Origin of the sequence: Micromonospora sp. NPDC005413 (genome assembly GCF_040606435.1) — a bacterium.
Taxonomy (GTDB): Bacteria; Actinomycetota; Actinomycetes; order Mycobacteriales; family Micromonosporaceae; genus Micromonospora.
On sequence record NZ_JBEXEV010000010.1, the window covers coordinates 153,414 to 177,772 of the forward strand.

A 24,359-nucleotide genomic window follows, 5' to 3' on the forward strand; every position below is an offset into this window, starting at 1 on the left:
TCGGCGACACTGCGCGCCGTACCACGGTGCCAGAAAAGCGCTCCGATCGCTCGTCGACGTGTGCGCCACGGGTGAACGCGCGCTGCCGCCGGCGTGGGTGACGATCGCCGCGCCTCTGGTCATCGACTTCGGCCCTGAGTCACGACCCTAACGGTCGGGCCGCCCACTCGGCGGCCACCTCCTGCGGGTCACCGGTCTGAAACAGCGGCGGCTCGTGCAGCAGGAAGTCGCGGTGGCTGATGTTCCAGGCGTACGCCCCGGCCATGGCGAACGCCAGCACGTCACCCACGCCGATCGGCCCGGCGGTGGTCGACCGGGACAGCACGTCCTTCGGGGTGCAGAGCTGCCCGACCACGGTGACCGGCCCCCCGTCGGTGCGCTGGGCGTCGCCGCCGCGTCGCCGGTGCACAGCGAACGGCTGCGCGTGCCCCTTCGCCGCCGGTGTGCGCAGGTGGTGGGTGCCCCCGGCCACCACCACGAACCACTCGCCGTAGGAGCGCTTCACATCGATGACCTCGGTGAGGTACGCCCCGCAGTAGGCGGTGACCGACCGGCCCGGCTCGATGCGCAGCCGCACTCCCGGGTACGCGTCGAGGACGTCAGCCAGTGCCCGGCCGTAGCCCACCCAGTCGAATCGTGCCGCCGGGTCGGTGTAGTCGACGGCCATGCCTCCGCCGACATCGACCTCGGCGGCACCGACCTCGGCGACCGCCCAGCGGACCACGGCGGCGGCGACCGTGGCGGCGAGTGGCGCGTCCAGCCCGCTGGCCAGGTGGGCGTGGATTCCGCGTACGTCGATGCCGGCGGGCGGGCGGCGGGCACACTCGACCGCGTCGGCCGGGTCCATGCCGAACGGGCTCGGCCCGCCGCCCATGACCAGGCTCGCGCCCGGCGCGTCCACCGGCAGGTTCACGCGCAACAGCACCTGGGCCGACCTGCCCGAGGCGGTGGCCAGCGCGCCGAGCCGCCGAAGCTCGGCGGGCGATTCGACGTGGATGCGGCGTACCCCGGCGGCGAGAGCGGCGGCGAGGTCCGCGTCGGTCTTGCCGGGTCCGGCGTACGCGGCCGGCGCCCGCCCCGGCAGCACCTCGGCCAGTCTCCGTAGCTCGCCACGGCTGGCGGCCTCGAACCCGTCGACGACCGGGGCGAGGGTACGCAGAACGCCGGGATCCGGGTTGGCCTTGACCGCGTAGAGCAGCTCGGCCTGCCGGGGCAGCGCCGCCCGGATGGCTCGGGCCTGCCCGGCCAGCCCGTCGAGGTCGTGGACGTAGACGGGTCGCGTCACCGTGGCCCGCCCATCGGGTTCGGCACCGGCACGAACGGCGCCGCCCGATCCGCGTCGCGCCGCCACCGGACCAGCAGGTTCGCCTTGGCCACCAGCGGCTCACCGCTCAACAGCGCGCGCAGCTCGGGCGGATCGTCGAGGTCGCCTGCCACCGCCTCGATGACGGCACGCAGCTCCTGCCACAGCCGCCGTTCGACCCCCGGTCGTGCGTCGGCCAGGGCCCCGCAGATGCCACCGAGGTGATTGACGAACAGGCAGTAGACGATCCGACGACGGGCCTCGTGGGGGCCGTAGCGGACCTGCGCCGGGACACCGTCCGGCCAGGTGTCCCACCGGTCGGCGTCCAGCTTCACACCCTCCAGATCCCGCAACAGCATCCGTACCGGGCGGCGGTCGCGATCGAGCACGACGACCACGTTCTGCAGATGTGCCTCGTGCACGACGCCGTGGCTGAGCCACCAGCGCAGCACCGCCGGCACCAGCAGCTCGACGTACGCACGCCACCAGGCCACCGGGTCCGCTGTCACCAGCGGCGCGGCGGCCAGCGCCGCCGCCAGGATCGGGGTGTCCCCGGGTCGCAGGTGCGGGCGCAGGCCAGTGCGCAGGATCGTCCCGTACGCCTCGTCCGCGCCGGGGACGCCGACCGTGCGGTAGGCCGGCTCGGCGAGCAGACCGACCCCGGCCGGCATCGGCACCCGGGCCAGCAGGTCGGTCAGGGCCACCGCGCCGGTGAGTTCGTACCGGGCGTTCTTGCGGAGGCAGTTGGTGATCCGTACGTGCAGGCTGGTCTTGACGAACAGGTCGGCCTCGGGGGCGTAGAGGGTGCGGACGCTCGCCGTCGGCCGTACCGGCACGCCGGCCTCCCCCAGGTCGCGCAACCCCGGGTGGGTCGGCGGGATCAGCGACAGCTGCCAGGGATGCACCGGCAGGACGCGGTGCCCGCCCGGTGGCCGCGGCGGGTCGAGGGCGGCCACGAGCGGATCGAACGGCCCGGCGTCGGCGACCAGATCGTCCGGTACGGCGAGCCAGTGCAGCCGGAACGACGTGCGCAGCTCCGGCGCGTACGCCCGCCAGCTGTCCGGGTCACCGCTGCGCCACTTCGGGGTGGGGTGGTGCGGGTGGCCGAAGACCAGTGACTGCTCGGAGTCGACGTACGCGTCGATGGCGGGCTCGCCTGTGGGGGTCGGATCCTGGGCCGGCCGGTCGGCCAGCAGCCGGGCCACGGTGTCCCGGCTGGCCCGGACCTGCCCGATGAACTCGTCGTTCACCAGGCCGGTACGGGTGCCGAGTTCCGCCGCGACCAGACCGGCAAGCCGTTCCGCGTCCAGGTCCTCCCACCGTCCACCGGCGGTCATCCGCTGCACCGGGCCGGCGTAGCGGTGCGCGCCGAGCGGTGAGGCTCGCGCGACGGCGCAGCGCAGCGTGACGTCGAGCTGCCGCAGCAGCAGACGTGCGGCACCGTCGACCACGGTCGAGGTGCCGTCCGGCATGGCGAGCTCGCGCACCAGGCAGCCGAAGACGGCGTGGGCGGCGGCCAGGTCGGCGAGCTGGCCGGTGTCGGTGGCCGGCCGGGAGCGCAACCGCGCGCTCGTCATCGTGTCTCCCGGAGGTAGTTCGGGCCGGTACGCAGGTAGTACTTGTTGATGTCGGCACAGCCCAGCCGCTGCTTGGGCAGCAGGGTCCCGGCGGTGAGCATCGCCTTGATGGGTAGGTGGGCGGCACGCAGCACCCGCTCGGTGAAGGTGCGCATCGCCGGCCCGTCGCCCCAACGGTCGCGGGCGGCGACGAGCCGGGGCACCAGCGCTTCCGCGGGTGACGGCACGGGCAGCCCTCGGGCGGCCAGGGCGACCAGCGGGGCCGCGGCGGCCAGGTGCAGGGTGATGGTGATGAACACGTCGGCCAGCTCCTGCGGATCGCGGGCCCACATCCGGTCGTCGCCCAACGCGAGCCCGCTCGGGCCGCCATGCCGCGCGTCGAGTCGGGCGCCGTCGTTGTCCTTGTAGAGCAGGCCGACCGTACCGTCGGGATGCACCAGCAGGTGGATGTTCTGCGGGTGCGCCTCAAGGGCGATCCCGTGGCGTAGCCAGAGGAAGACGTGCCAGTCGAGCAGCAGGTCCAGGTAGGAATTCAGCAGCGTCACAGGGTGCTCGGGGCTGATCCGTTCGAGGACCGTGCCCGCGACCGGGTCGGCTGCGGCGAGGGCCGCGACCGGCACCACGTGGACGTCGGCCAGATCGCGCGGGAAGCGGCGCAGCAGGAAACTGCGCCGCTCGTCGCCGTCGACGTGCGCCCAGGTGCCCTCGTCGGCGTGCCGGATCCGGCCGACGAAGGCGGGTTCCGCGTTGGCGATCCGATCGAGCAGCCCGGCGACGGCCGCGCCGTCGGCGAGCGAGCCCGGTTGCAGCGTGCGCCGGTTGCGGGCGCCGAGGCTCGCGGTGGGCAGGGGCAGTTTGAGGTGCAGGTACGGGTCGTGGTCGAGCGCCACCGTCCGCATGGAGAGGGTGGGCCGCGCGGAGATCAGCGGCTGGTCCGTCACCGGTAGCGCGTCGCGTGCCGCGGTGATCGGATGCACTGGCAGCAGCAGCTGATCCGATCGCGGTGCGCGTGGCCACCAGGACGGGAGTTCCCCGGTGAGCCGGACGTCCTCGGCGGAGGCGGCGTACCACCGCAGTGTGAGACGCGGCGCGTGCTCCGGGGCGTACCGGCGCAGTTCGTCGTCACTGAGACCGTGCCGGCACCGGTCGGTGGGGTAGACCGGATGGCCGTGGTGGGCGGCGAGCACGTCGTCGAGGAGCGCCGCCGGCATGCCGGTCGGGGTGATCGCGCGTTCGGCGGCCACTTCGGCGAGCACCCGTGGTCGGTTCCGGGCTGCGAGCCGCCGGGCACGGAGGTCGGCGCGGCACTCGGCGCTGAAGTCCTGCCAGCCGGTCTCAGCTTCCGCGTTGCCGTGCGGGGCGAGCAACGTCAACAGCCCTTCCATGGTGTCCGTACGGTGGGTGTCGCCGTTGTCGACCACCAGCACCATGGGCGCGGCGCTGCGCAGGGCCTGCTGGAAGCCGTCCACCCGAACCGGGATCCGCAGCAGGCCAGCGGGGCGCGGCACCTGCCACCAGTCGGGCCCGTCCGGTCGGCCGGTGCTGAGCAGACCGAGGTGATCCTCGCGCAGCAGGGCGTCGAGCACACGGGCGAACACCTCCCGCTCGCAGTCGTCGCTCACTCGACGATGGTCCACTGGAGGTCGCTGCGGAACGCGGCCAGCGACTCCCGGACGGTCCCCTGATCGGGGCCGATCGCGTGCAGCACGGCGAGGTAGTCGCGGTTCGTCCCGGTGTGGTCGGCGGTGCGTCCCACCGCGCGCAACGGTCGGCAGCCCAGCCGGACCTCGCCGTGGACGGTGTCCAGCAGGCCGGGTGCGGCGGTGAGCCGGCCGGGCCGGTCCGCGCAGACGTACTCGACCTGGGCGTACCGGTCGACGGTGGTGGGCAGGTCGAGGGCAATCAGAGGCTCGCCGAGGTGCAGCCGGATGACGTACTCGAACAACGGCACGCCGAGCAGCTCGGCGAGGATCAGGTCCATCCGGTCACCGATGAGGCGGTAGTTCACCTCGATCAGCCGGACCCGGCCGTCGGAGATGACGTACTCCGTGTGGCAGGCGCCGAAGCCGACCCCGAGCGCGTCGAGCCGTGCCCGCAACTGGGTGCTCGCCTGCTCCCCCGGGGGCGACCAGTCGAGGCTCTCCTCGGTGAAGGTCGGTGGCGGGCCGAGGCCGGTGCGCCACCCGCCCAGGGAGGCCACCGCCGTGCCATCGCCGAGGGTTTCGAAGGTTCGCAGCTCCCCGGTGAGGTACTCCTCGACCACCAGGGCCACGTCTGGCCGCCGGCCACGGATCTCGGTGACCCGAGCGATCAGTTCGGCGTGGTCGGCCACCAGGTACGCGTCCTCGCTGGCCACCCCCTCGCGGGGTTTGACCACCGCCGGGAACATCCCGCCCGGCACCTCCGGTGTGACACCAGGGTCGATGGTGACGGTGCGGACCAGATCGAGCCCCGCAGCCGCGATCGCCCCGCGGGCCGCGGCCTTGTCCTTGCAGAGACGGGCGGCGTCGGGATCCTTGCCGGGCAGGCCGAGCTTCCGTGCGGCGATCGCGGTGGCCTCCTGAAGATGGTCGCTGTTGGACAGTAGCGCCACCGGTCGGGTCGCTGCTGTCGCCGCGACCACCGCGGCCGCGTCCCGGACGGCGCACCGCGCCACCGGCACGTCGACCGACCATTCGTCGGGCCGATCGGTCAGCACGGTGACCGGCAGCCCGAGCGACGCCGCCGCTGGGAGGAACCCTTCCAGGACGGCGTCGGTGGGGTTGAGCGCGGTGATGTACAGCCGCATACCGCCTCCGTCAGCTACGACAACTGTCGTGATTAGGCTAGCCTATCCTAATTAGACGGATATGGAGCGGTCTGCCCGGCACAGCAGTCCGGCGGCGACCAGGCCACCGATCAGCACCGCGGCCGCGCCCACCACGTCGAGGCGACCACCGGCCGGGCCGCGGGACTCGGGTATCAGCGCGCGACCGAACTGTGGTCACACCGCGACTTTGGCGCCGTTTACCGATGGGTGCTCCGCCTCCGGGCCGGCGACGGGGCCGGACGTGTGGGGGAACCGCCGCTGGTGAGCGAGGCGGGAACGACGGTGACGTACAGCGCGGTCAGGGTACCGAGGCGGCCCTTCACGCGGCTTTCCAGTAGCCGAGGGAGGTCAACCGGTCCTTGTCGACGCCCAGCGTCCGCCGGAGGTGGCGGGTGATGCCACGGGCGGTGGCCGCCTCGCAGGCCACCCAGTAGTGACCGGCGGCGCTGGTCGGCAGGGCGGCGCAGACCGTGTCGACGAGGTGTTGACCGGCGTCGCGCCGAGGCACCCAGGTGACGTCGTGGTGCGTCCGGGCCCGCAGCGCGAGTGCCTGCTCGCCCTCGTGGGCGTACTCCAGCCAGACCGTCGCCGGGATGTCGGCGCCGGCGTCGAGCAGGCTGTTCACCGCGGGCAGGGAGGCCGCGTCGCCGACGAGGTAGAGGTGCTCGGGTGCGGGGTCGGGCAGTTGGAAGGCGCTGCCCTGGACGGTCGCGCCGATGGTGTCGCCGACCTGGGCCGTGGTGGCCCAGCGGGCGGCGCAGCCGTCGTGGATGGCGAATTCGAGGGTGAACCGGCCGGTGGCCGGGTCGGGGTCCACCAGCGTGTACGCGCGCTGATGTGCCTTGCCGTCGTTGTCGAACCACAGCCGGATCCACATGGTGGGGTGCACCCCGCACTCCTCCAGCAGGCCGCCTCCGTCCAGGAGAAGCCGCTGGTAGTGCCCGTCGATCGACTCGGTGCCGAGCACGGTCAACCGAAAGTCCCGGCCTCCCATGGCCTTGAGGACCAGGGCCTCCCAGTTCCGTTTCACGCACCCCTCCAGATAAGGTCATCCTTGGTTAGGGAAGGCTAACCTAATCGCACCCCCGATGGAACAGAGGACAGCGCCCGATGACGTACCAGGAGAAGATCGCCGGTCTCGGTGAGTTGTCGTTGCTGACCGTCGATCCCGATCGGGATGCCGCCCTCCTGCACGGCTGGGTGACCCGCCCCCGCAACTCCTTCTGGGGGTTGGGCTCACACACCCTGGAGCAGGTACGCGAGATCTACGCCTTCGTCGACAGTCTGCCGACGCACCACGCGTACCTGATCATGATCGACGCGGAGCCGGTCGGTCTCTTTCAGAGCTACCAGCCCGAGGCGGACCCGGTCGGTGAGCGCTACACGGTCCAGCCGGGCGACGTCGGAATGCACCTGCTGCTCAGCCCCGATCGGCGCCTCGCCGGCAGCCTCACCAACGCCGTCGGCCCCGCCCTCGCCCGTTTCCTGTTCCGTGACCCGAACGCCCAGCGGATCGTCGTCGAGCCGGACGTCCGCAACCACCTTGCTCTGCGCCGACTGGAGATCGAGGGCTTCATCTTCGACTCGGAGATCGACATGCCGGACAAGCGCGCGCAGCTCGCGTTCCTGACGCGCGCCCGGTTCGAGTCGGATCACCCGACGTCGGCCTGAAGCCCCGACCACGCCGGCAACGCGCGGGCGTCAGCGGTTGGGAGAGGGTGACGTGCGGCGCGACGTGCCTCGGTCGCGCCGGGGTGACTGTCCAACGCGCTCAGCTCGGCGGCCCGGGCCTGCTGGATCCGGGCGGCGAGCGCCTTCAGCTCCGGACTGCCCCCGCCCGTCTGCGCGCCCCGGCACAGCAGCACGGTCTGCGCGAGGTGCGCCCGGATCAGCGCGGCCGCCCGGGACGGCACCTCGGCGTCGGGTGCGGCGCGCAGCTTGGCGAGGCTGTCATCGGTGACCATGCCCGGCATCTGATGCCCCTCGTGGATGTTCTGCTCCGGAACGTTGCCCGCGGCCAGCAGCCCGCGCAGGTCCCGCAACTCGGCCAGGTGAGCCACCCGGATGTCGTCGACAAGGGCCCGCAGCCACGGATCCGCGCCCGCCGACCGGGTGTCGATGTGGTCGATCAGCGCGACCGCACCCTCGTTCATCGGGATCAGCAGTTGGATGAAGGCGTCATCGGTGCTGTTGAGCAGCACGGGCGCCGTCGGCACCGGAGCGGCCGACGGGGCAGCCGCGGTCTGCTCGGTGCTGCCCCAACCCTGCGTGAGACCGACGGCCAACGCCGTCACGACGAGAGTCGCGACGACGCCGACGATCTGCCAGGCGCGGCTACTGAACGCGGATCGTTCGGCCATGGTCTGGTGCTCATCCATCCATCCGCCTCCACTCAACGGGCGGCTTGGAACGCGCGGCCGACCAGGGTCGCCTCTGTGCCGTCGCTGAACAACCCGGACCGGTCCTGGTCGGTGGCGGGTAGGCCGAACCAGGCGTAGCGCTGCACATAGGAGAGTTGGCCGAGCATGGCGGTTGCCGCGGTGAGGAAGGCCGCCTGCTGCTCCTGACCGGGGAACTGTTGACGGCCGCCGTCGAAGCGGATCAGAGCGAACTCGGTCAGCCAGATCGGTTTCCTGTACCGCTGGTAGACGGCCTGCAGGTACTGCCGGAGTTGGTTGACCGCTGTCGTGCTCGTGAAGTCGGCGCCGAACCAGTGCAGGGTGATGAAGTCGACCCGGTGGCCCCGGGCCTGGGCGCCGGTCATGAACCTGTCCAGCCAACCTTGCGGGTCCGGGCCGCCCCAGGCGACCGCTGGGCTGCCCAGCCTGCTGCCCGTCGCCATCAGTTGCGGCCACAGATCCAGCGCCTGCTCGACGGACATGTTCGCCTGCTCGGGCAGGTCCGGCTCATTGAAGGTGAGCAGGTACGGCCCGGCCGCCTTGGCCCGGGCCAGCTCCGCGGCGGTGACGTTCTCCGCGCCGCGGATCATCGGCACGAACGTCACACCCTGCGGCGTGCTGATCCCCGCATGTTGGGTGCCCCAGGTGTAGTACCAGCCGGCCTTGGAGTTCGCCAATGCCTGACTGGCCCCGGCGAAGTTCCACACCCCGACGCCCTTGCGCGCGGAGCTGACCGCCGGCGCGACCGGGGCCCTCGACGAGGGCCGTGCGCTCGGCGATGGTGCGCCGCTCGGTGTGGCGACGGCGGCGGGCGGCGGGGACGGCGGGGCAGCCCATGAGGGTGCGGCCGGGTCCTCCGGCAGCATCACCACCACCGTGGTGATGGCGAGGACGGCGGCGACCACTCCGGCGGCGAGGGATGGAACGAGGCCACGGGGCCGGTTCACCGCAAGGTCGACGAGGCTCGGGCCGCCGCCCGCATCGGGGGGCACACCGCCGGGTGGGGTGGGCCCGGCGGTGTGCCCGGCCGTCGGGCTCGGGGGGTGATACCCGACGGCCTGCGACGCGGCCGGGGGAACGGCCGCGCTCGGGAAGTGGGCGCTGAGACCGGCCGGCAGCGGCAACAGCGGCAGACCGGCGAGGAGCCGGTCGATCGGCAGGAGCGTGGAGCCCAGTCGTCCACAGAACGCGCAGTCGCGGGCGTGCCGGGCCAGCCGCTTGCGCCACAGCGGGCTGGGAGTGCCGTCCCAATCGGCGGTCACGCCGCCCAGATCCGGGCAACGGGGGCGGGCGCGGAGCGCGCGTACGACCGCCCGGGCGCTCTGGATCTGCTCCTTCATCCGGTGGATCCGCACCGCGACGTGCCCGGGCGACAGCGCGAGGGCGTCCGCGACCTCATGTCGGGTCAGCTCGCCGGTCTCCTCCAGCCACCACAGCGAGAGCAGCTCCTGGTCGTCCGGGTCGAGCCAGCGGGTGGCCTCGGCGACCTCGCGTCGTTGGTCGGTGAGGCCCAGCCGGAGGATGGTCATCCCCGCGAAGTCCGAGGCGGGGTCGGGCACGTTGTGGATCGCGTCGAGCCCGGCGTCGCGGTTGAGCGCGACGCGTCGGCGCTGTTCCCAGTCGCGCACCTGGCGGATGGTGATCGCCACCAGCCAGGACCGGTAGGCCGCCGGGTCGTTGAGCGCGGGTAGGTACCGGATCACGCGTACCAACGTCTCCTGGACCACGTCGTCGACGTCGGCGTGACCGCGCAGCGCACGCCCGACGATGTTGTAGACCAGCGGGAGCGAGGCCGCGACGACGTCGTCGAGAGCTCGCTGGTCGCCCTGTCGGGCCGCGACGACCAACCCGGCATCGGGTAGTGCCCGACCGGCTGACGACATGGGTGTCACTCCTTGTCTGCTGATCCGCGCGGCGCCCTGCGCTGTGTGCGCTGACGCCCTCAAGATCGGAGACTGACGACAGCGGGTTGGATTACAGAATTCTCAGGCCGCCGGTGGGCCAAATGCGACCCGGGGCCGCTGGCGGCGCATGAGGGGTGACGACGCCGGGTATGGTGCAGGGTGTCGGTGTCGCCGGGCGCTCGCCCGTGAACGAGACACCCTGATCGGGCGCCAGTGTGAGCGCCGCAGTGTCACCAGGTCGCGCGGCGGAAGTTGCCGGGGCCGTGACGCACCCTTTCGCGAGACAGGAATCCTGCATGACATCGAACGACAACGGTCGACCGGCCTTGTTTCTCGCCACGTCGAACGCTGACGGCCTCGACGGATCGGCCGTGACCTTCGACAGCAGCGAGGAGGCCATGCGGCGTCTGCGCCACCCGTTCGCGGTGAAGCCCGCCCAGCAGGCCCCGAACGCTGGTGACGACCCGGATCAGCGCGGCTGATCGGCCGCTCCCGCTCCTCTGTAAAGCGCCATCCAGCCGCGCGGCATCATACTTTCGGCTAGTAATTATTCAATCATTCGGGTAGTGTCCACGTCATCAAGAGAACGACATGACGCGGTGGTGAGGCCCGTGCTCGTGGCCTTGCGACAGCGCGCTTCGCCCGTACGTGCGCCCCGGCGGCAGCCGGTTCGGAGATCTTCCGGTCGATTCGATCGACGGGCATGTACGGGAAGGACCACTCCATGGCTACCATCGTCGGAACAGCGACCAGCACCCGCGTCGGTCAGCGGAGCAGCGACCAGAGCCCGGATGACCTCCTTGCCGCCCTGGCGACGACCCATGCGGACGACCCGCGCCGCCCAGCGCTGCGGGACCGCGCCATCGAGGCATGGCTGCCACTCGCCCGGCATCTGGCGCGCCGCTACGCCGGGCGCGGCGCATCCGACGACGACCTGACCCAGACCGCCTCGGTCGGGCTCATCAAGGCCGTGGACAACTTCGACCCCAGCCGGGGTGTCGACTTCACCGGGTACGCCATTCCCACCATCATCGGCGAGATCAAGCGGTACTTCCGGGACCGCACCTGGTCCGTGCGCGTGCCCCGCCGCCTCCAGGAGCTGCGCCTGTCGATCAGCGCGGCGAACAGCGCCCTGACCCAGACCCTCGGCCGCTCGCCGACCGTGGCCGACGTCGCGTCCTACCTCGACCTGTCCGAGGAGACCGTCCTCGAAGGGCTGGAGGGTGCACGGGCCTACCGGGCCACGTCGCTGTCCACCCCGACCGGGGCCGACGGCAACCGGGAACTCGGGGACACCCTCGGCGGCGACGACCACGAGTTCGACCTCGTCGATATCCGCGTCGCCCTCGGCCCGGCCCTCGCCACGCTGCCGGAGCGCGAGCGCGAGATCCTGAGCCTGCGCTTCCACGGCAACCTGACCCAGACCCAGATCGCCGAGCGGATCGGCGTCTCACAGATGCACGTTTCCCGGCTGATCACCCGATCGCTGGCCACGCTTCGCCGCCACCTCTCCGAGGACAGCGCGTTCTGAAACCGGCACCGTCGACCGCTCACAGTTGGACGACGTGACCCACCCGCGGTGGCGTACGACCCGCCAGGACGTCGAGCCACGCGTGCTGGAGGGCGTCCGGCCCGGCACCGACCTGCACGTCGAGCCACCCGCTCACCACGGCGGTGAAGCGTTGCCAGGCCTCGGTGAACCGTTGGTCGAGCCCGTCGCGGCCCCAGTCGTGGCTGCGCTTGCGCATCTGGACCGGCGCGAAGAAGACCTCCTCGGCGGCGTCGGCGTTCGGCGTCTGGTTGGTGAGCCCGACCGCGATGTCCCGGACGAGCCGGTCGCCGAGGTGCCGACGCAGGGCCACACGGGTCGAGGGCGCACCGGACAGGTCGAGGTAGACGCTCGGAACCGCGTCGAGGGCGCCGATGTCGTCGTACGAGACGACCTCGTCGTAGCAGCCGAGCGACCGGGTGAAGGCCAGGTTGCCGGGTGAGGTGAGCCCGACCAGGCGTGGCCCGCGACCGCGCAGCTCGAACGCCGCCGCGTACGCGGTCTTACTCGACGCCGACGACACCAGCAGCGACTCGGCACCGTAGAAGTCGTTGTCGACAACCTGGTCGGCCAGCATGAACGAGGTGAAGAACAACGGCCGGAACAGGATCAGCAGATCCTCCTGGTCGGGCTGGTACGCGGGGTCGCCCGTGGTCGACCGGTACGCGTTGTACGGCGACGGCAGGTCGGCCCGGTGCGGGCTCGCGTCGCGGAACCCGGACGCGTCCACACGGTCCGGTCGCACCAACAGGTGACCCGCGGGCGGGAGGTAACCGTAGACCCGCTGCCCCACCTCGACCCCCGCGACTGCCGACGCGACCACCTCGGCGAAGCCCCAGAGTGGCGGGAGGCCCCACTCCGGCCCGAGCCCACGGGGCGCCGGCGGAAAGAACTGCCAGTAGCGCATCGAGTCGCCGAGCACCGCGTACGTCACGTTGTTGGCGGTGAGGCCGACGCGGTTCACGCGCAGCAGCGCGGCGCCGTCGGGTACGGCGGGCGTTGCGCCATCGACGAGTGTGGTGCGCCCAAGGTCGTCACGGGCCACGGCGAATGTCCATGAGTCAGCCATGAGGTGACGCTAGACAGCCGCACAACCGGAGACAAGTGCACTGTGAGTGCAAAATACCACTGGGTGGGGTCAGGGTCGGGACGCGGCGAGGTCCCGGAGGTGCGCGAGCGGCAGGTGCGGTGGGCGCCACTCCACGAAGAGGGCCGTCGCGTCGTCCTCAAGCTTGTCGTCCTGGTACGCGACGACAGCGCGCACCAGTCGGCGCATCGTCTCCGGGCTGGGCAACCCGTCGTTGAGAGCGCGGTTGACGAAGTCGACGAGCCGCTCCGGCCCGAACTGCTCCCCATCCGCGCTCCGCGCATCGGTGATGCCGTCGGTATAGGCGAGGACGCGGTCGCCCGGGTGCAGATCCTCCACGTGCACCCGTGGACGGCGGGCGGACAGGTGGCCCAGGCCGAGCGGCAACGCGGTCGGCCCCGGGAGCTCCCGAATGGCCTTGCCGTCCCGCAGCAACATGGCACCGGGATGGCCCGCGTTGATCATGCTCAGTCGGCCGGTCCGGCGGTCCAGTTCGATGAGCAGCCCGGTCGCGAAGAAGTTCGGGTGCTCGGACCGCACCCACCGGTCGATGCTGATCGCCGTGTCGACCAGGTCGAGGCCACACCGGCGGGCATTGCGGTACGCGCTGACCGCCAGTGAGGCCAGCGTGCTCGCCTTGATGCCGTGCCCGCAGGTGTCGAAGAGCGCGACGCTGAGCACGTCACCGTTCAGCGCGTAGTCGAAGATGTCGCCGCCGACGTCGTAACACGGTTCGAGGATGGCGGTGATCACCAGGTCGTCGGTGGCGAAGGTCAGCGGCGGGAGCAGGCCCCACACGATCTCGGCCGCGACCTGCATCGGAAGGCGGCGCCGCATCCGCTCGACCACATCACCGTAGAGCCGGCGGTTGACCAGGATCTGGGCGACGGTGACCGCCACCTCCCAGGCCGGCCCGTCCAGGGTCTCGTCGGCGGCTGCCGGCGAGACGATCTCCAGCACGCCCATCCGTTCGCACCCGAGCAGCAGTGGCACCCAGACCCGATCCGGGTTGTCGGCCGCGCGCTGGATGTCGAGGTTGGTGAAGGCCCGGCCGGCGAGGGTCGACTCGATCGGTAGCTCGTCCCGGACGAGACCCGCCCCGAGCAGTGGCACGAGAAGGGACTGCGTGTAGTCGGCCAGATAGATCACGATCTCGCTGGCGTCGATGGCCGGAGCCGCACGGGCCACGAGCTGAGACAGCTCGTCGGGCCCACCACGGGGCGCGTTGAGCTGCAGCCAACGCACCACCTCGCCGACGTCGACCAAGCTCCACCTCCCCGTGTCCTCCCTACCGTATGAGCACGGCGGCGACCCTGCCACCGCGCGGTCGGCCTGGTCTGGCGTGATCAGTGCGACCGCCCTCCGTAGGCTAACGAGCCCTTCGACCGGCGGGCCCGTCACCCGCTGACAGGAGTCGTGGTGCTGCGGGCGGATACGCCAGGCGCTGGGCCGAGCGACACCTCACAGGGACGGCGCGTCGGCGAGGTCAGCTGGGTTGAGGTGCAGGGTGGCGAGCAGCCCAGAGTGCTTGGCCGGGTCCACCCGCTCCGGCAGCTCGCGCTCGACCCAGTCGGCGCGGGCCTGCTGACCCCGTTCCCGCAGTATGTTGACGATCTTGTCCCTGGCGATCTCCATCTGGTGCTCCCTGGTTGAGGCGTTCGGAAATGATCCGCACGGAGGACGGTGTGAACGCGCACGTCGGATCCCCGACGAGCGGCCATCCCCCGCAAGCCGACGGCGCGGTGACCGGTGACGGTCGGGACGCGGTCCGCGGTCAGCCAACACGACCAGCACGTCGCGGCGATGGAGAAGTCGATCAGTGACGCCCCTTGGGGGCTGGCGGCGACGGTGTCTGGCGACCACCGAGGTCCCGGGCGGCATGCCAACCGTACGCCCTCGCGGTGGCCTGCCGCACCAGCGCCCTCGCGACCGGGCCGGCGACCGGATCGCAGACGGCGTCGACACCACCCGGCGACAGCTCGCGGATGCGCACCGGCACATGTCCGGGTCGCGGCAGTCCAGCCACGTCAGGCCAGCGGCACAGAAAGGTCGCGCGTCCGTCAGGGCGCGATGCGCAGGGCCCGGATCGCGCTGTCGTCGTAGTCGCTGAAGCGGTACCGGAGCCCGGCGAACGGGCTGCCGGGAAAGTCACCGGTGATCGTCGTGGTCACGATGGTGCCGGCGGGAGTGTTCTCCACGTCGGTGATCTCGTACGACACCAGCGGCACCGCGCGGCGCCACTGGCGGATGGCCGCGATGCCGCGGTACTCGTTCGACTCGTCCTCGACCACGGCGTCCTCGGCGAAGAGGGCGAAATAGTCCTCGGAATCGGGCTGGCCGGCGCGCTCGAAGTATCGACGAACGATGGTCGGCGCGACCTGGCTGGTAGTCATGGTTCGGTGTCCCTTCTGGACGCTGTTGCGCCGGTCTGGTCAGCAGGAAGCGGACGTCGTCACAACGTCGTATAGTTACTTCTGATACAGCACCGACTAACTTCGACACTAGCACCTACTGAGGAGAGGACACACCTGTGGCTGGGAAGATCCGTCTGGAGGACCGCGAATGCCCGCTGTCCACCGCACTGGGCCACGTGGGCGAGTGGTGGACGCTCCTGATCCTGCATGACGCCTTTGACGGCTATACCCGGTTCGACCAGTTCCAGGCCAACCTGGGCGTGTCGTCCAGCATCCTGACCAGCCGGCTCAAGACCCTCACCGGCCAGGGGTTGCTCGAACGACGCCGCTACCAGATCAGGCCGGACCGCTACGAGTACGTCCTCACCGACCTCGGCCGCAGCCTCCGGCCCGTCGTCGTCGCCCTCGCCGCCTGGGGCAACTCACGCCTCGACCCCAGCGAGCGCAGCATGATCCTGGTCGACCGGACCACCGGCGTGGAGGCCGACCCGGTCATCGTGGACCGCAGCACCGGGCGCCCGCTCGACGACGTCGACTTCGTCTTCGCCGCCGGCCCCGCCGCCAGCGAGGCCATGCGCAGGCGCTACGAGCAGATCCCCACCCAGGCGGCCCCGCGCCAGCCTTGACGGCTGACACGTCGTGCAGCCGTCCGGCTCACTCCAGCGGGTAGAGGCGGACCGGATCGCCAGGCCGGAGGCTGTCCGGGATGCGGAACCTCTACAACCTCGCCGCCCGGTCCAGATGGTTGAGGAACCGCCGCACTGCCGGAGGTCGGCTCCGACCGGCGACGGTGGCAGCGAAGATCCGCCGAACGGAGGCGTCGTCGGGGTGCAGACGGAGCAGCGTCAGGTCGGGCGGAGCGGCACGTACGGCCAGGGCCGGCACCAGCGCGACGCCCAGGCCGGCCGCGACACAGCCCAGCTTGCCGGTCCACTCCGCCGCGACAATGTCGATCCGCGGCCGGAAACCCGCAGGTAGGGTCGCTCGCAGCAGGGTCTCCTCGGCGGTCGCCGAGCCGGCGATGAACGACTCGTCGGCCAGGTCGCGCAGGCGGATCGTCCGCCGGTGGGCGAGCCGGTGCGTCCGGGGAACGGCCACCAGCAGCGCCTCATCGACGAGGTGGTGCAGGTCGAAGTGATCGCCGTCGAGCGGCTGGTCGGACGCGGCGCTCACCACGGCGACGTCGGCTTCGCCGTCGGTCAGGCGTTCCAGCAGCCCCGGCGTGAGCCCTTCGACCAGCGACAGGGCCACCTCGGGATGGTCGGACTTGAAACTGGCCAGAGCGCGCGGCACGAGCGCCGCGACCGCTGTGGGGAACGCGCCGACCCGCAGCCGGCCGGCGGACAGGTCACGCAGCGCCGCCAGGTCCCGCCGGGCGGTGTCCAGCCGGTCGAGCACGGCCTCGGTGTGGCCGAGCAGGCAACGGCCCTGCTCAGTCAGCGCGACACCGCGCGGAAGCCGATCCAGCAACGGCGCCCCGGCCTCGGCTTCCAGTGCGGCGATCTGTCGGGACACCGCCGACTGGGTGTAGCGCAGGCTGCGGGCCGCAGCCGTGATGGAGCCGTGCTCGGCGACGGCACGGAAGACCTGGAGCGCGTTCAGCTGCATCGTGCCATGTTCCTCCAGCATGGCAGCGATGCCTAACAGTCGTTGGTGGCATGGGTCGCCGCCACCTAACGTGAGCGACATGAACGAGATCGCCCTGCTGGGCACGGGCACGATGGGCACCGCGATCGGCCGTCGGCTGCTCGCCACCGGGCAGCGGCTCACCGTCTGGAACCGCACGTCCGTCCGGACGACGTCGCTCGTCGACGCCGGGGCGCGAGCCGCCGGGAGCCCGACCGAGGCCGTCCGGAACGCCGACGTGGTGATCACCATGCTCACCGATGCGGTCGCTGTCCGGCACACGTTGGTCGACTCCGGTGCGGCGTTGGCGCTGCGGCCGGGCACCCCCGTTATAGAGATGTCCACCATCGGTCCCCGGGCCGTAGCGGAGTTGGCCGCGCTACTGCCCGCGGGAGTGCCGCTGGTGGACGCTCCGGTCGCCGGCAGTGCCGGCGCTGCCGAGACGGGCCGGCTTGTGGTGTTGGCCGGCGGGGAGGAAACGGCCGTCGAGCGGGTCGCCCCGCTGCTGGAGTCGTTGGGCACGGTCCGCCGCTGCGGCGGCTCCGGCCGGGGCGCGGCGCTGAAGCTGGTACTCAACACCGCACTGGTCACCGCGGTCACCGCGGTCGCAGACGCGCTCGCCGTCGCGGACGCCGTCGGCGTCGACCGACGTACGGCGGTCGAGGTGCTCGGCACCGGGCCGCTCGGCGGTGCGGTCGCCCGGGCGACTGCCACGGACGCCGCGTTCGCCACCGCCCTCGCCGCGAAGGACGCCCGGCTCGCCCTCGACGTGCTGGGCGACGCGCCGGTGCCCGTGCTGCGCGCCGCCGCGTGGGCGTTGGCCGCCGCGCCTCGTCCGCAGGACGACATCGCTCGCCTCACCGACGCTGCCCCACCCAAGGAGGAAAAGTGAACGTGACCCTGGACAATCCGACGACCGTGGCCGCGCCGTTCGGCGACCGGTTCGCGCACGTCGCCCGCCTCGACCTGCCAGGGGGCGCGCTGCTGATGCTCTCCGGTCAGGTCGGAGTGGACGATGCCGGCGCGGTGGTCGCACCCGGAGACGTGCGGGCGCAGTCCGAGCGAATCTTCGAGTTGATCGGTGCGCTACTCGCCGCGCACGGCGCCACCTTCGCCGACGTACTGCACGTCCGGACGTTCCTGACCGACCTCGGCGACCTGGCCGGCTACGCGTCCGTCCGCAACCGCTACTTCGTGACGACCAGGCCAGCCAGCACCACTGTCGAGGTGAACCGGCTCTTCCTCGACGGCGCGGTGCTGGAGGTCGAGGTCACCGCGGCCGTGACCACGGGCTGACCGCCGTCGTCGAGCGCTGACGTCAGTGCCGGCGACCGTGCTGGTGTCAGTGCCGGCGTCCGCGCTGGCGTTCAGTGCTGGCCTTAGTGCTGGCCTCAGTGCCGGCCGGCGTCCGTGCTGGCCTCAGTGCCGGCGTCAGTGCTGGTGCGGCCGGTTGCGGACGAGGGCGAGCGCGAGCACGGCGGTGACGAGGAAGACGATGCCGTTGACCCGCAACCCGGCCTGGACTCCGGAGGTCAGTGCCTCAGCGAGCGCCGCCCGTACCGGATCGGGCAGCGGCTGGTCGCCGGTCGCGCCGGTGGTCGCCACCGCCTGCACGGCGGACCGGATGGGTTCGTCGACCTGGTGGGCGGCGAGCCGGTCGGGCAGGTCGGCCAACATCGTGGTGGTGAGCAGCGTGCCCAGCAGGGACGAGCCGAGCACCGAGCCGAGCTGACGGGCGGCGTTGACCGCGCCGGAGGCCATGCCAGCCTGAGCAGGCGCGACGCTGGCCAACGCCGCGGCGGTCGCCGGGGCCACCACCAGGCCGCCGGCGGCACCGAACAACGCGAACAGCGGCCAGCGGTGACCGAACGAAGCAGTCGGTCCCTGGGCCGCCAGAGCGAAGCTTGCCACCGCACCGAGGACCAGGCCGAGGGTGAGCGGCGCTTTGAAGCCGGCACGACGGATCGCCCGCCCGGCACCGAAGGCGACGAGCACGTAGGCGCCGAAGAGCACCAGCATCCGCCAGCCGGTGTCCAGCGGGCTGAGCGCCTGGGCACGTTCGTGGAAGAGGACCAGCAGGATCGCCACGCCGGTGAAGCCGAACAGCGACACCGCGGCGACGACCATGACAGCGCTGAACGATGCGGACCGGAACAGCCGTACGTCGAGCATTGGCGCGCTGGCCCGCAGCTCGACCAGCACGAACCCGACCAGTGCGACAACCGAGACGACCCAGGCCGCCGTCATTGCCGGGCTGGTGTAGCCGTCCCGGCCGCCCTGGATCATCCCGTAGACGGCGGCGGCGATGGCGACGGTGCCGAGCAACAGGCCGGGCACGTCGAGTCTGGCAGCGCTCGGCCGGGACTCAGCCACCCCGACGGCGGCGATGACGAGGGTGGCCACGCCCAGCACGATCGTCGACAGGAAGACGCTGTGCCATGAGAAGTGCCGCAGCAGCGCGCCGGCGATGAGCGGGCCGATTGCGAGCCCGATGCCCGAGGCTGCCGCCCAGGCGGTGATGACCTCCGTACGGCGGTGCGGGTCGGCGAAGGTCGCACCGAGGATCGCCAGGCTGTTCGGCAGGATCAGGGCCCCGCCGAGGCCCGCGACCAACTGCCCGGCGATCACCCAGGCCACGGTCGGGGCACTGGCCACGACGGCACCGCCAACGATCATCGCGATGACGCCGGCACCGAACATGCGCCTGCGCCCGTAGCGGTTGCCCAGGGTGGAGGCGGACAGCACGACGCTCGCCACCACCAGGGTGTAGGCGCTGGGGATCCAGATCAGGGTGGTCGGGTCGACCCGGAGGTCCCGCTGGATGGTGGTCAGGGCGGAGACCGTCGCGGTGATCTGCAGGAACGTGATCATCGCGCCCAGACACATGGCGATCAGGGTCACCGGGCGGGAGCCGCGAACGGAGGAGCGGGCGGTGGCGGCCGACCCGGGTGCCGTTGGGGCGGTGGTGCTGGTGGTCACTGGATGTCCTCGGGAGCTGGTCGGGCTGGCTTACAGTTGGTGAAGCCAGCAGCGACCCCAGTGAAGCACCTGACTAGCCTCGACGCAAGCCAGGTAAGCTTGACGACATGGAGGACCTACGGGACGACCGCGACTCCTGGTCGAATGCGAACTGCTCGGTGGCCCGGGCGATGGACATCGTGGGCAGCAGGTCGACGGTCCTGATCATGCGCGAGGCCCTGCTCGGCACGCGCCGTTTCGACGACTTCGTCCGCCGGGTCGGTGTCGGTGAGCCCGCCATGGCTGCCCGACTCAAGGAGATGGTCGCCGCCGACCTGCTCGAACGAATCCCCTATCGGGAGCCGGGACAGCGCACCCGTCACGAGTACCAACTCACCCGCAAGGGCCGCGAACTGCTGCCCGTCATCACCGCACTGCGCAACTGGGGCGACACCTGGGCCGCTGACGACGCCGGCCCGTCCGTCACCGCCACCCACCGCAACTGCGGCGAGCCGGTCCGTGCGGTGCTCCGCTGCGCAGCCGGCCACGACGTGGAGAACGGCGACGTCGACATCATCGCCGGGCCGGGCCTGATCCGACGCGGCTGACGCCCAGGGCCGTCGGCGTCATCAATCGATCATGGCCACTGAAGTTGTCGTACACCTGTTCTAGTCTTCGGTCATGGTTGAGGAGTTGGCCCTGGCAGACGGCGCGGTCGCGGCCGGCGCCGCCGCAGCCACCTGGGCCCTCCCCGAGCACGAGTTGGTCGCCGCGCTCGACACCGCGCACCGCCTCGAGCAACGTCTCGCCGCAGTCAAGCTGGCACTGATACGCGAGATCGACGGCCGAGGCACGGCCCGCGCGCAGGGTGCGTCCTCCACCGCCGTCTGGCTCCGCGAACGGCTACGCCTCACCGTCCCCGCCGCCCGCCGGCTCGTCGACCTCGCCACCACGCTGGACACCGGCAACCCGGGGGTACGACAGGCGCTCGCCGACGCCGACATCACCCTGGAGCAGGCCCGGGTCATCGCCGACACCGTCGACACCGTGCAGACGGCCGCCGGCCCCGACGCGGCCGACAAGGCGGTCAACGTGCTCATCGACTGGGCCGGGCAGTTCGACCCCACCCTGCTGCGCAAACTCAGCACCCGGATCCTCGACCACGTCGCGCCCGAGATCGCCGAAGCCGCCGCCCGAGCCGCCCTGGAGGCCGAGGCCCGCCGCACCGCCCGCGACCGTCACGTCACCCTCTCCGAGCTGTCCGATGGCCGGCTTCGGCTCACCGGCAACCTGGACGCCGAGACAGCCGGCCTGCTGCGCGCCGCCATCGACCCGTTGACCGCACCATCAGGCCCCGACGACCCCCGTTCCCCGGGGCAACGCCGCCATGACGCGCTCGCTGACCTCTGTCGACTCAGCTTGCGCACCCGAGAGCTACCCGAACACGGTGGGGACGCAGCTCAGCTCGTCGTGACCACCAGTTTCGAAAGCCTCGTCCGGCAGCTCGGCACGGGCACCCTGGACACCGGCCTGCACCTCACCCCGGAGACGGTCCGCCGGCTCGCCTGCGACGCGACCATCCTCCCCACTGTCCTCGGCGGCGCGGGTCAACCACTCGACGTGGGCCGGCAACGCCGGCTCATCACCGGGCCCCTACGGCGCGCGCTGGTCCTCCGCGACCGCGGCTGCGCCTTCCCCGGCTGCGACCGCCCGCCCCGCTGGTGCGATGCCCACCACATCCAACACTGGGCCGACGACGGCCCCACCAGCCTTGCGAACGCCGTGCTGCTCTGCGCCCACCACCACCGCCACATCCACCACAGCGACTGGGCGGTGCGGTTGGGCGGCGACGGCCACCCGGAGTTCACCGCACCCGCATGGCTCGACCCCGACCAACTCCCCCGCCGCAACCAGTACCACCGACGAACGTAGGCAGCCAGCAGGAATCGACCACCCATCGGCGTCATTCACGCTGATCGCCCTGCGCGACGCGCTCTGTGTACGACGTCGACGAGCTGACACCAGACCGGCCGTCAAGCGCGGGCCGTCAAGCGCCGGCCGTCAAGCGGACCAGCGCTGGCGCGTCGGGGTGCCGGGCGGCAGGCGCGACGCGACCGACCCGGTCACGGCGCTGCTCTCGGCTGGCGTGACCGAGGTCGTGGTCAAGCACGGTGCCGGCGGGGCGACCAGCCACAGCGCGACCGGTGTGGTGCACCGTCCAGCTCGGACGGTGCCGGTGGTGGACACTGTCGGCGCCGGTGACGCCTTCGTGGCCGGGCTGCTCTCCGGCTGGCTCGATGGCGCCGACGCGCCGGCCCGGCTGGACCGGGCGGTCACCACCGGCGCGTTCGCGGGTCGCCACCCGGGGCGACTGGGAGGGCCTGCCCGACCGGTCGGAGCTGGCCCTGCTCGACCACGCCCCCGGCGGTACGGTCCGCTGACCGCGTGGTGGCCGACCACCACACCGGCGTGGCCACTGACCGGCGCGGCGGCCAATCGCCACCCGGCGATCGTTTGGAGGAGCGAGATGGACCTGACCGAACCGACCGTCTGGAACAGCGACCGGCTTGAGCTGGGCGAAGGGCTGCGTTGGGTCGACGACCGGCTGGTCCTCGTCGACCTGCTGGCCGGGCGGCTGCTGGAGACCGACGGCGACGGGCCGGCCCCGCTACGGGAGCTGCGCCGCCTCGATGTTCCGCTCGGCGCGGTCGCCCCGGTCGCCGACCGGCCCGGTGACTGGCTGGCCGCCGCCGGGACCGGCGTCACCCTGCTGCCCGCCTCCGGTGACCCTCGACCGGTCGCCGACCTGGTCGGCGACGAGCCCGAGCCGACCCGGATGAACGACGCGGTCGCCGACCCGCACGGCCATTTCTGGGCCGGCAGCATGACGTACGCCGGTGTGCCCGGCGGGGGCACGCTGTACCGGCTGGCCCCGGGCGTGGCACCGGTGCCGGCGGTGACCGGGCTGACCATCCCGAACGGGCCGGCGTTCGACGCCACCGGCACCACCATGTACCTGGCCGACTCGCCGCGCGGCGAGGTCGACCGGTTCACCGTCGACCCGGGCACCGGTGACCTGCACGGACGGGAGCCGTTCCTGCGGCTGGCCGCCTCCGACGGAGGCCCGGACGGGATGACGGTCGACGCGGCGGGCCACCTTTGGGTCGCGCTGTGGGGCGGCTCCGCGGTCCGCCGCTACCGGCCGGACGGCACCCTCGACCGGGAGATCCGGCTACCGGCGAAGCAGCCGGCCGGCATCTGCCTTGGTGGCTCCGACCTGCGCCGGCTCTTCATCGGCACCGCCCGCCTGGGGCTGGCTGCGGCAGGGTCGAAGGACGGCGCGCTGCTCGCGGTCGACGTCGAAGTCCCCGGTTTGCCCACCGCACACGCCGCCGCACCCACCACCGGCTGACGCACCCGTGGCCGGTGGGCGAGGCTGACCGCTTGAGCCAGCCGACGCTGCTCGCGTCCGCAGCGCCCGCCATCAAGCGGCCATGTCAGGCATACCGGATGCCACGGTGGGAATAGCGACATCGACGGCCCCGTCGGTGCGGGCCCGGACCGGCAGGGGCATGACGATGAGAGCAGCGGGGCGGGCGTCATGAACGGGCCGGTCGGCGACGAGCCGGTTGGCGAACTGGAGCTGGTGCACACCTTCACCGGCCCGATGCCGACCGGGGTGAGCGTCTCGCACCGGGGCCGAATCTTCGTCAACTTCCCGAAGTGGGGCGACGAGGTGCCGGCCACCGTCGTCGAGTTGCGCGACGGCCGGGAGGTTCCCTACCCCGACCAGCCGTGGAACGACCCGTCCGGCGACGACGACGCGGGCGCGTTCGTGTCGGTGCAGAGCATCGTGGTCGACCCGGCCGATCGGCTCTGGGTGCTGGACACCGGCAGCCCGATGTTCCAGCCGACGAAGCCGGGCGGCCCGAAGTTGGTCCGGGTCGACCTGGACACCGACACGGTGGCCCAGGTGATCACCTTCCCGGAGGACGTGGCGCTGCCGACCACGTACCTCAACGATGTCCGCTTCGACCTGCGACGGGGCGAGGCGGGGGTCGCGTACATCACCGACTCGGCGTCCTCCGGGCCGAACGGCATCATCGTGGTGGACCTGGCCAGCGGGGCCTCGTGGCGGCGACTGCACGACCACCCGTCCACGAAAGCGGAGCCGCTGACGACGTTCCGCCCGGTGGTCGAGGGCCGGCCGTTCCTCGAACGGCCGGCGGACGGGCCGCCGAAGCCGGTCACCATGGGTGCCGACGGCATCGCCATCTCGGCCGACGGCACCCGGTTGCACTACTGCCCGCTGGCGTCTCGGCACTGGTACAGCGTGTCCACCGAGGCGCTGGCCGACCCGGGCGTCACCCAGGAGGCCGTCGCGGAGACCGTGGTCGACGAGGGCGACAAGGGCACCGCGTCGGACGGGCTGGAGAGCGACGACGCGGGACGGTTCTACCTCACCTCGTACGAGCACAACGCGGTGCTGCGCCGGCTGCCGGACGGCGAGTACGAGACCCTGGTCCACGACCCACGACTGCTCTGGCCGGACACCATGTCGGTGGCGACCGACGGGCACCTCTACGTCACGGCCAACCAACTGCACCGACAGGCGCAGTACCAGCGGGGTCAGGACCTGCGGCGTCGGCCGTACGCGCTGTTCCGTACCCGCATCGACGCCGGCCCGGTGCTGCTGCGCCGCTGACCGCCGCGCCGAACCGTCGCCCCTTGAC

At 71.8% G+C, this 24,359-nt stretch carries 23 protein-coding genes; 10 read left to right on the forward strand and 13 right to left on the reverse strand.

The annotated features are described in order from the left end of the window. Window positions 1-139: 139 nt before the first annotated feature. The 5 genes from ABZS37_RS14520 to ABZS37_RS14540 form a co-directional block, all read right to left on the reverse strand. Window positions 140-1,285 (reverse strand): alanine racemase, encoded by a 1,146-nt coding sequence (locus tag ABZS37_RS14520; protein ID WP_355168983.1) that lies wholly within the window; start codon window positions 1,283-1,285, stop codon window positions 140-142. Beyond that, on the reverse strand, window positions 1,282-2,880 hold the full coding sequence (locus tag ABZS37_RS14525; protein WP_355168985.1) for an IucA/IucC family protein: 1,599 nt from the start codon (window positions 2,878-2,880) through the stop codon (window positions 1,282-1,284). Before ABZS37_RS14525 ends, ABZS37_RS14520 begins: the two co-directional genes overlap by 4 nt. After that, window positions 2,877-4,502 carry an IucA/IucC family protein gene (locus tag ABZS37_RS14530; protein WP_355168987.1) on the reverse strand — a complete coding sequence of 542 codons (1,626 nt, stop codon included), beginning with the start codon at window positions 4,500-4,502 and terminating at the stop codon, window positions 2,877-2,879. Before ABZS37_RS14530 ends, ABZS37_RS14525 begins: the two co-directional genes overlap by 4 nt. After that, window positions 4,499-5,668, reverse strand: a complete 1,170-nt coding sequence (locus ABZS37_RS14535) for a siderophore biosynthesis protein (protein WP_355168989.1) — start codon at window positions 5,666-5,668, stop codon at window positions 4,499-4,501. Before ABZS37_RS14535 ends, ABZS37_RS14530 begins: the two co-directional genes overlap by 4 nt. 340 nt (window positions 5,669-6,008) lie before the next feature. Then, window positions 6,009-6,719, reverse strand: a complete 711-nt coding sequence (locus tag ABZS37_RS14540; RefSeq protein WP_355168991.1) for a siderophore-interacting protein — start codon at window positions 6,717-6,719, stop codon at window positions 6,009-6,011. Between the two features lie 80 nt (window positions 6,720-6,799). Here ABZS37_RS14540 and ABZS37_RS14545 point away from each other — a divergent pair, with 80 nt between their 5' ends. Continuing rightward, window positions 6,800-7,360: a GNAT family N-acetyltransferase gene (locus ABZS37_RS14545; protein WP_355168993.1), complete on the forward strand. Its 561-nt coding sequence runs from the start codon at window positions 6,800-6,802 to the stop codon at window positions 7,358-7,360. Here ABZS37_RS14545 and ABZS37_RS14550 read toward each other — a convergent pair. Together ABZS37_RS14550 and ABZS37_RS14555 are read right to left on the reverse strand one after the other, a co-directional pair. Continuing rightward, on the reverse strand, window positions 7,342-8,067 hold the full coding sequence (locus ABZS37_RS14550) for a DUF305 domain-containing protein (RefSeq protein WP_355168995.1): 726 nt from the start codon (window positions 8,065-8,067) through the stop codon (window positions 7,342-7,344). The genes ABZS37_RS14545 and ABZS37_RS14550 overlap by 19 nt on opposite strands. 14 nt (window positions 8,068-8,081) lie before the next feature. Continuing rightward, entirely contained in the window at window positions 8,082-9,971 is a 1,890-nt protein-coding gene (locus ABZS37_RS14555; RefSeq protein WP_355168997.1) for a sigma-70 family RNA polymerase sigma factor, read from the reverse strand. A 317-nt stretch (window positions 9,972-10,288) separates the two neighbouring features. On the opposite strand from ABZS37_RS14555, the gene ABZS37_RS14560 reads away from it, so the two are divergent. Together ABZS37_RS14560 and ABZS37_RS14565 are read left to right on the forward strand one after the other, a co-directional pair. Further along, window positions 10,289-10,474 carry a hypothetical protein gene (locus ABZS37_RS14560; protein WP_355168999.1) on the forward strand — a complete coding sequence of 62 codons (186 nt, stop codon included), beginning with the start codon at window positions 10,289-10,291 and terminating at the stop codon, window positions 10,472-10,474. Window positions 10,475-10,716: 242 nt separating this feature from the next. Further along, window positions 10,717-11,523: an RNA polymerase sigma factor SigF gene (locus tag ABZS37_RS14565; protein WP_355169001.1), complete on the forward strand. Its 807-nt coding sequence runs from the start codon at window positions 10,717-10,719 to the stop codon at window positions 11,521-11,523. A gap of 19 nt (window positions 11,524-11,542) precedes the next feature. On the opposite strand, the gene ABZS37_RS14570 is transcribed toward ABZS37_RS14565, so the two are convergent. The 4 genes from ABZS37_RS14570 to ABZS37_RS14585 all read right to left on the reverse strand — a co-directional run bounded on the left by ABZS37_RS14570 (window position 11,543) and on the right by ABZS37_RS14585 (window position 15,021). Next, entirely contained in the window at window positions 11,543-12,610 is a 1,068-nt protein-coding gene (locus tag ABZS37_RS14570; protein WP_355169003.1) for a DUF2855 family protein, read from the reverse strand. A gap of 69 nt (window positions 12,611-12,679) precedes the next feature. After that, window positions 12,680-13,894, reverse strand: coding sequence for a PP2C family protein-serine/threonine phosphatase (locus ABZS37_RS14575; RefSeq protein ID WP_355169005.1), 1,215 nt, complete (start codon window positions 13,892-13,894; stop codon window positions 12,680-12,682). Between the two features lie 195 nt (window positions 13,895-14,089). After that, the gene (locus tag ABZS37_RS14580) at window positions 14,090-14,263 is read right to left on the reverse strand and encodes a hypothetical protein (protein WP_355169007.1); all 174 of its coding nucleotides are present in this window, start codon (window positions 14,261-14,263) and stop codon (window positions 14,090-14,092) included. Window positions 14,264-14,688: 425 nt separating this feature from the next. Further along, a complete protein-coding gene (locus ABZS37_RS14585; protein ID WP_355169009.1) occupies window positions 14,689-15,021 on the reverse strand; it encodes a nuclear transport factor 2 family protein in 333 nt (110 codons plus the stop codon). Between the two features lie 137 nt (window positions 15,022-15,158). On the opposite strand from ABZS37_RS14585, the gene ABZS37_RS14590 reads away from it, so the two are divergent. Beyond that, entirely contained in the window at window positions 15,159-15,668 is a 510-nt protein-coding gene (locus tag ABZS37_RS14590; protein WP_355169011.1) for a helix-turn-helix domain-containing protein, read from the forward strand. A gap of 91 nt (window positions 15,669-15,759) precedes the next feature. On the opposite strand, the gene ABZS37_RS14595 is transcribed toward ABZS37_RS14590, so the two are convergent. Then, window positions 15,760-16,671 carry a LysR substrate-binding domain-containing protein gene (locus ABZS37_RS14595; protein ID WP_355169013.1) on the reverse strand — a complete coding sequence of 304 codons (912 nt, stop codon included), beginning with the start codon at window positions 16,669-16,671 and terminating at the stop codon, window positions 15,760-15,762. Between the two features lie 58 nt (window positions 16,672-16,729). On the opposite strand from ABZS37_RS14595, the gene ABZS37_RS14600 reads away from it, so the two are divergent. Continuing rightward, window positions 16,730-17,560 carry an NAD(P)-dependent oxidoreductase gene (locus ABZS37_RS14600; RefSeq protein ID WP_355169015.1) on the forward strand — a complete coding sequence of 277 codons (831 nt, stop codon included), beginning with the start codon at window positions 16,730-16,732 and terminating at the stop codon, window positions 17,558-17,560. Then, the gene (locus tag ABZS37_RS14605; protein ID WP_355169017.1) at window positions 17,557-17,964 is read left to right on the forward strand and encodes a RidA family protein; all 408 of its coding nucleotides are present in this window, start codon (window positions 17,557-17,559) and stop codon (window positions 17,962-17,964) included. The genes ABZS37_RS14600 and ABZS37_RS14605 overlap by 4 nt, the downstream gene beginning before the upstream one ends. A gap of 135 nt (window positions 17,965-18,099) precedes the next feature. On the opposite strand, the gene ABZS37_RS14610 is transcribed toward ABZS37_RS14605, so the two are convergent. After that, window positions 18,100-19,647 (reverse strand): MFS transporter, encoded by a 1,548-nt coding sequence (locus tag ABZS37_RS14610; RefSeq protein ID WP_355169019.1) that lies wholly within the window; start codon window positions 19,645-19,647, stop codon window positions 18,100-18,102. 107 nt (window positions 19,648-19,754) lie between these two features. On the opposite strand from ABZS37_RS14610, the gene ABZS37_RS14615 reads away from it, so the two are divergent. From ABZS37_RS14615 to ABZS37_RS14630, 4 genes are all read left to right on the forward strand, one after another. After that, complete coding sequence (locus ABZS37_RS14615; protein ID WP_355169021.1) at window positions 19,755-20,234, forward strand: helix-turn-helix domain-containing protein; 480 nt, start codon at window positions 19,755-19,757, stop codon at window positions 20,232-20,234. Between the two features lie 73 nt (window positions 20,235-20,307). Next, a complete protein-coding gene (locus ABZS37_RS14620) occupies window positions 20,308-21,558 on the forward strand; it encodes a DUF222 domain-containing protein (RefSeq protein ID WP_355169023.1) in 1,251 nt (416 codons plus the stop codon). 157 nt (window positions 21,559-21,715) lie between these two features. After that, entirely contained in the window at window positions 21,716-23,038 is a 1,323-nt protein-coding gene (locus ABZS37_RS14625) for a PfkB family carbohydrate kinase (RefSeq protein ID WP_355169025.1), read from the forward strand. Window positions 23,039-23,227: 189 nt separating this feature from the next. Beyond that, a complete protein-coding gene (locus ABZS37_RS14630) occupies window positions 23,228-24,331 on the forward strand; it encodes an L-dopachrome tautomerase-related protein (RefSeq protein ID WP_355169027.1) in 1,104 nt (367 codons plus the stop codon). Window positions 24,332-24,359 lie beyond the last annotated feature (28 nt).

What these genes read in the sequence shown, in the direction of transcription:
- ABZS37_RS14615 (WP_355169021.1), top strand. Translation starts at nt 19,755, where the DNA reads ATGGAGGACCTACGGGACGACCGCGACTCCTGGTCGAATGCGAACTGC.
- ABZS37_RS14595 (WP_355169013.1), bottom strand. Translation starts at nt 16,671, where the DNA reads ATGCTGGAGGAACATGGCACGATGCAGCTGAACGCGCTCCAGGTCTTC.
- ABZS37_RS14600 (WP_355169015.1), top strand. Translation starts at nt 16,730, where the DNA reads ATGAACGAGATCGCCCTGCTGGGCACGGGCACGATGGGCACCGCGATC.
- ABZS37_RS14630 (WP_355169027.1), top strand. Translation starts at nt 23,228, where the DNA reads ATGAACGGGCCGGTCGGCGACGAGCCGGTTGGCGAACTGGAGCTGGTG.
- ABZS37_RS14570 (WP_355169003.1), bottom strand. Translation starts at nt 12,610, where the DNA reads ATGGCTGACTCATGGACATTCGCCGTGGCCCGTGACGACCTTGGGCGC.
- ABZS37_RS14580 (WP_355169007.1), bottom strand. Translation starts at nt 14,263, where the DNA reads ATGGAGATCGCCAGGGACAAGATCGTCAACATACTGCGGGAACGGGGT.
- ABZS37_RS14555 (WP_355168997.1), bottom strand. Translation starts at nt 9,971, where the DNA reads ATGTCGTCAGCCGGTCGGGCACTACCCGATGCCGGGTTGGTCGTCGCG.
- ABZS37_RS14585 (WP_355169009.1), bottom strand. Translation starts at nt 15,021, where the DNA reads ATGACTACCAGCCAGGTCGCGCCGACCATCGTTCGTCGATACTTCGAG.
- ABZS37_RS14565 (WP_355169001.1), top strand. Translation starts at nt 10,717, where the DNA reads ATGGCTACCATCGTCGGAACAGCGACCAGCACCCGCGTCGGTCAGCGG.
- ABZS37_RS14545 (WP_355168993.1), top strand. Translation starts at nt 6,800, where the DNA reads ATGACGTACCAGGAGAAGATCGCCGGTCTCGGTGAGTTGTCGTTGCTG.
- ABZS37_RS14535 (WP_355168989.1), bottom strand. Translation starts at nt 5,668, where the DNA reads ATGCGGCTGTACATCACCGCGCTCAACCCCACCGACGCCGTCCTGGAA.
- ABZS37_RS14560 (WP_355168999.1), top strand. Translation starts at nt 10,289, where the DNA reads ATGACATCGAACGACAACGGTCGACCGGCCTTGTTTCTCGCCACGTCG.
- ABZS37_RS14525 (WP_355168985.1), bottom strand. Translation starts at nt 2,880, where the DNA reads ATGACGAGCGCGCGGTTGCGCTCCCGGCCGGCCACCGACACCGGCCAG.
- ABZS37_RS14620 (WP_355169023.1), top strand. Translation starts at nt 20,308, where the DNA reads ATGGTTGAGGAGTTGGCCCTGGCAGACGGCGCGGTCGCGGCCGGCGCC.
- ABZS37_RS14550 (WP_355168995.1), bottom strand. Translation starts at nt 8,067, where the DNA reads ATGGATGAGCACCAGACCATGGCCGAACGATCCGCGTTCAGTAGCCGC.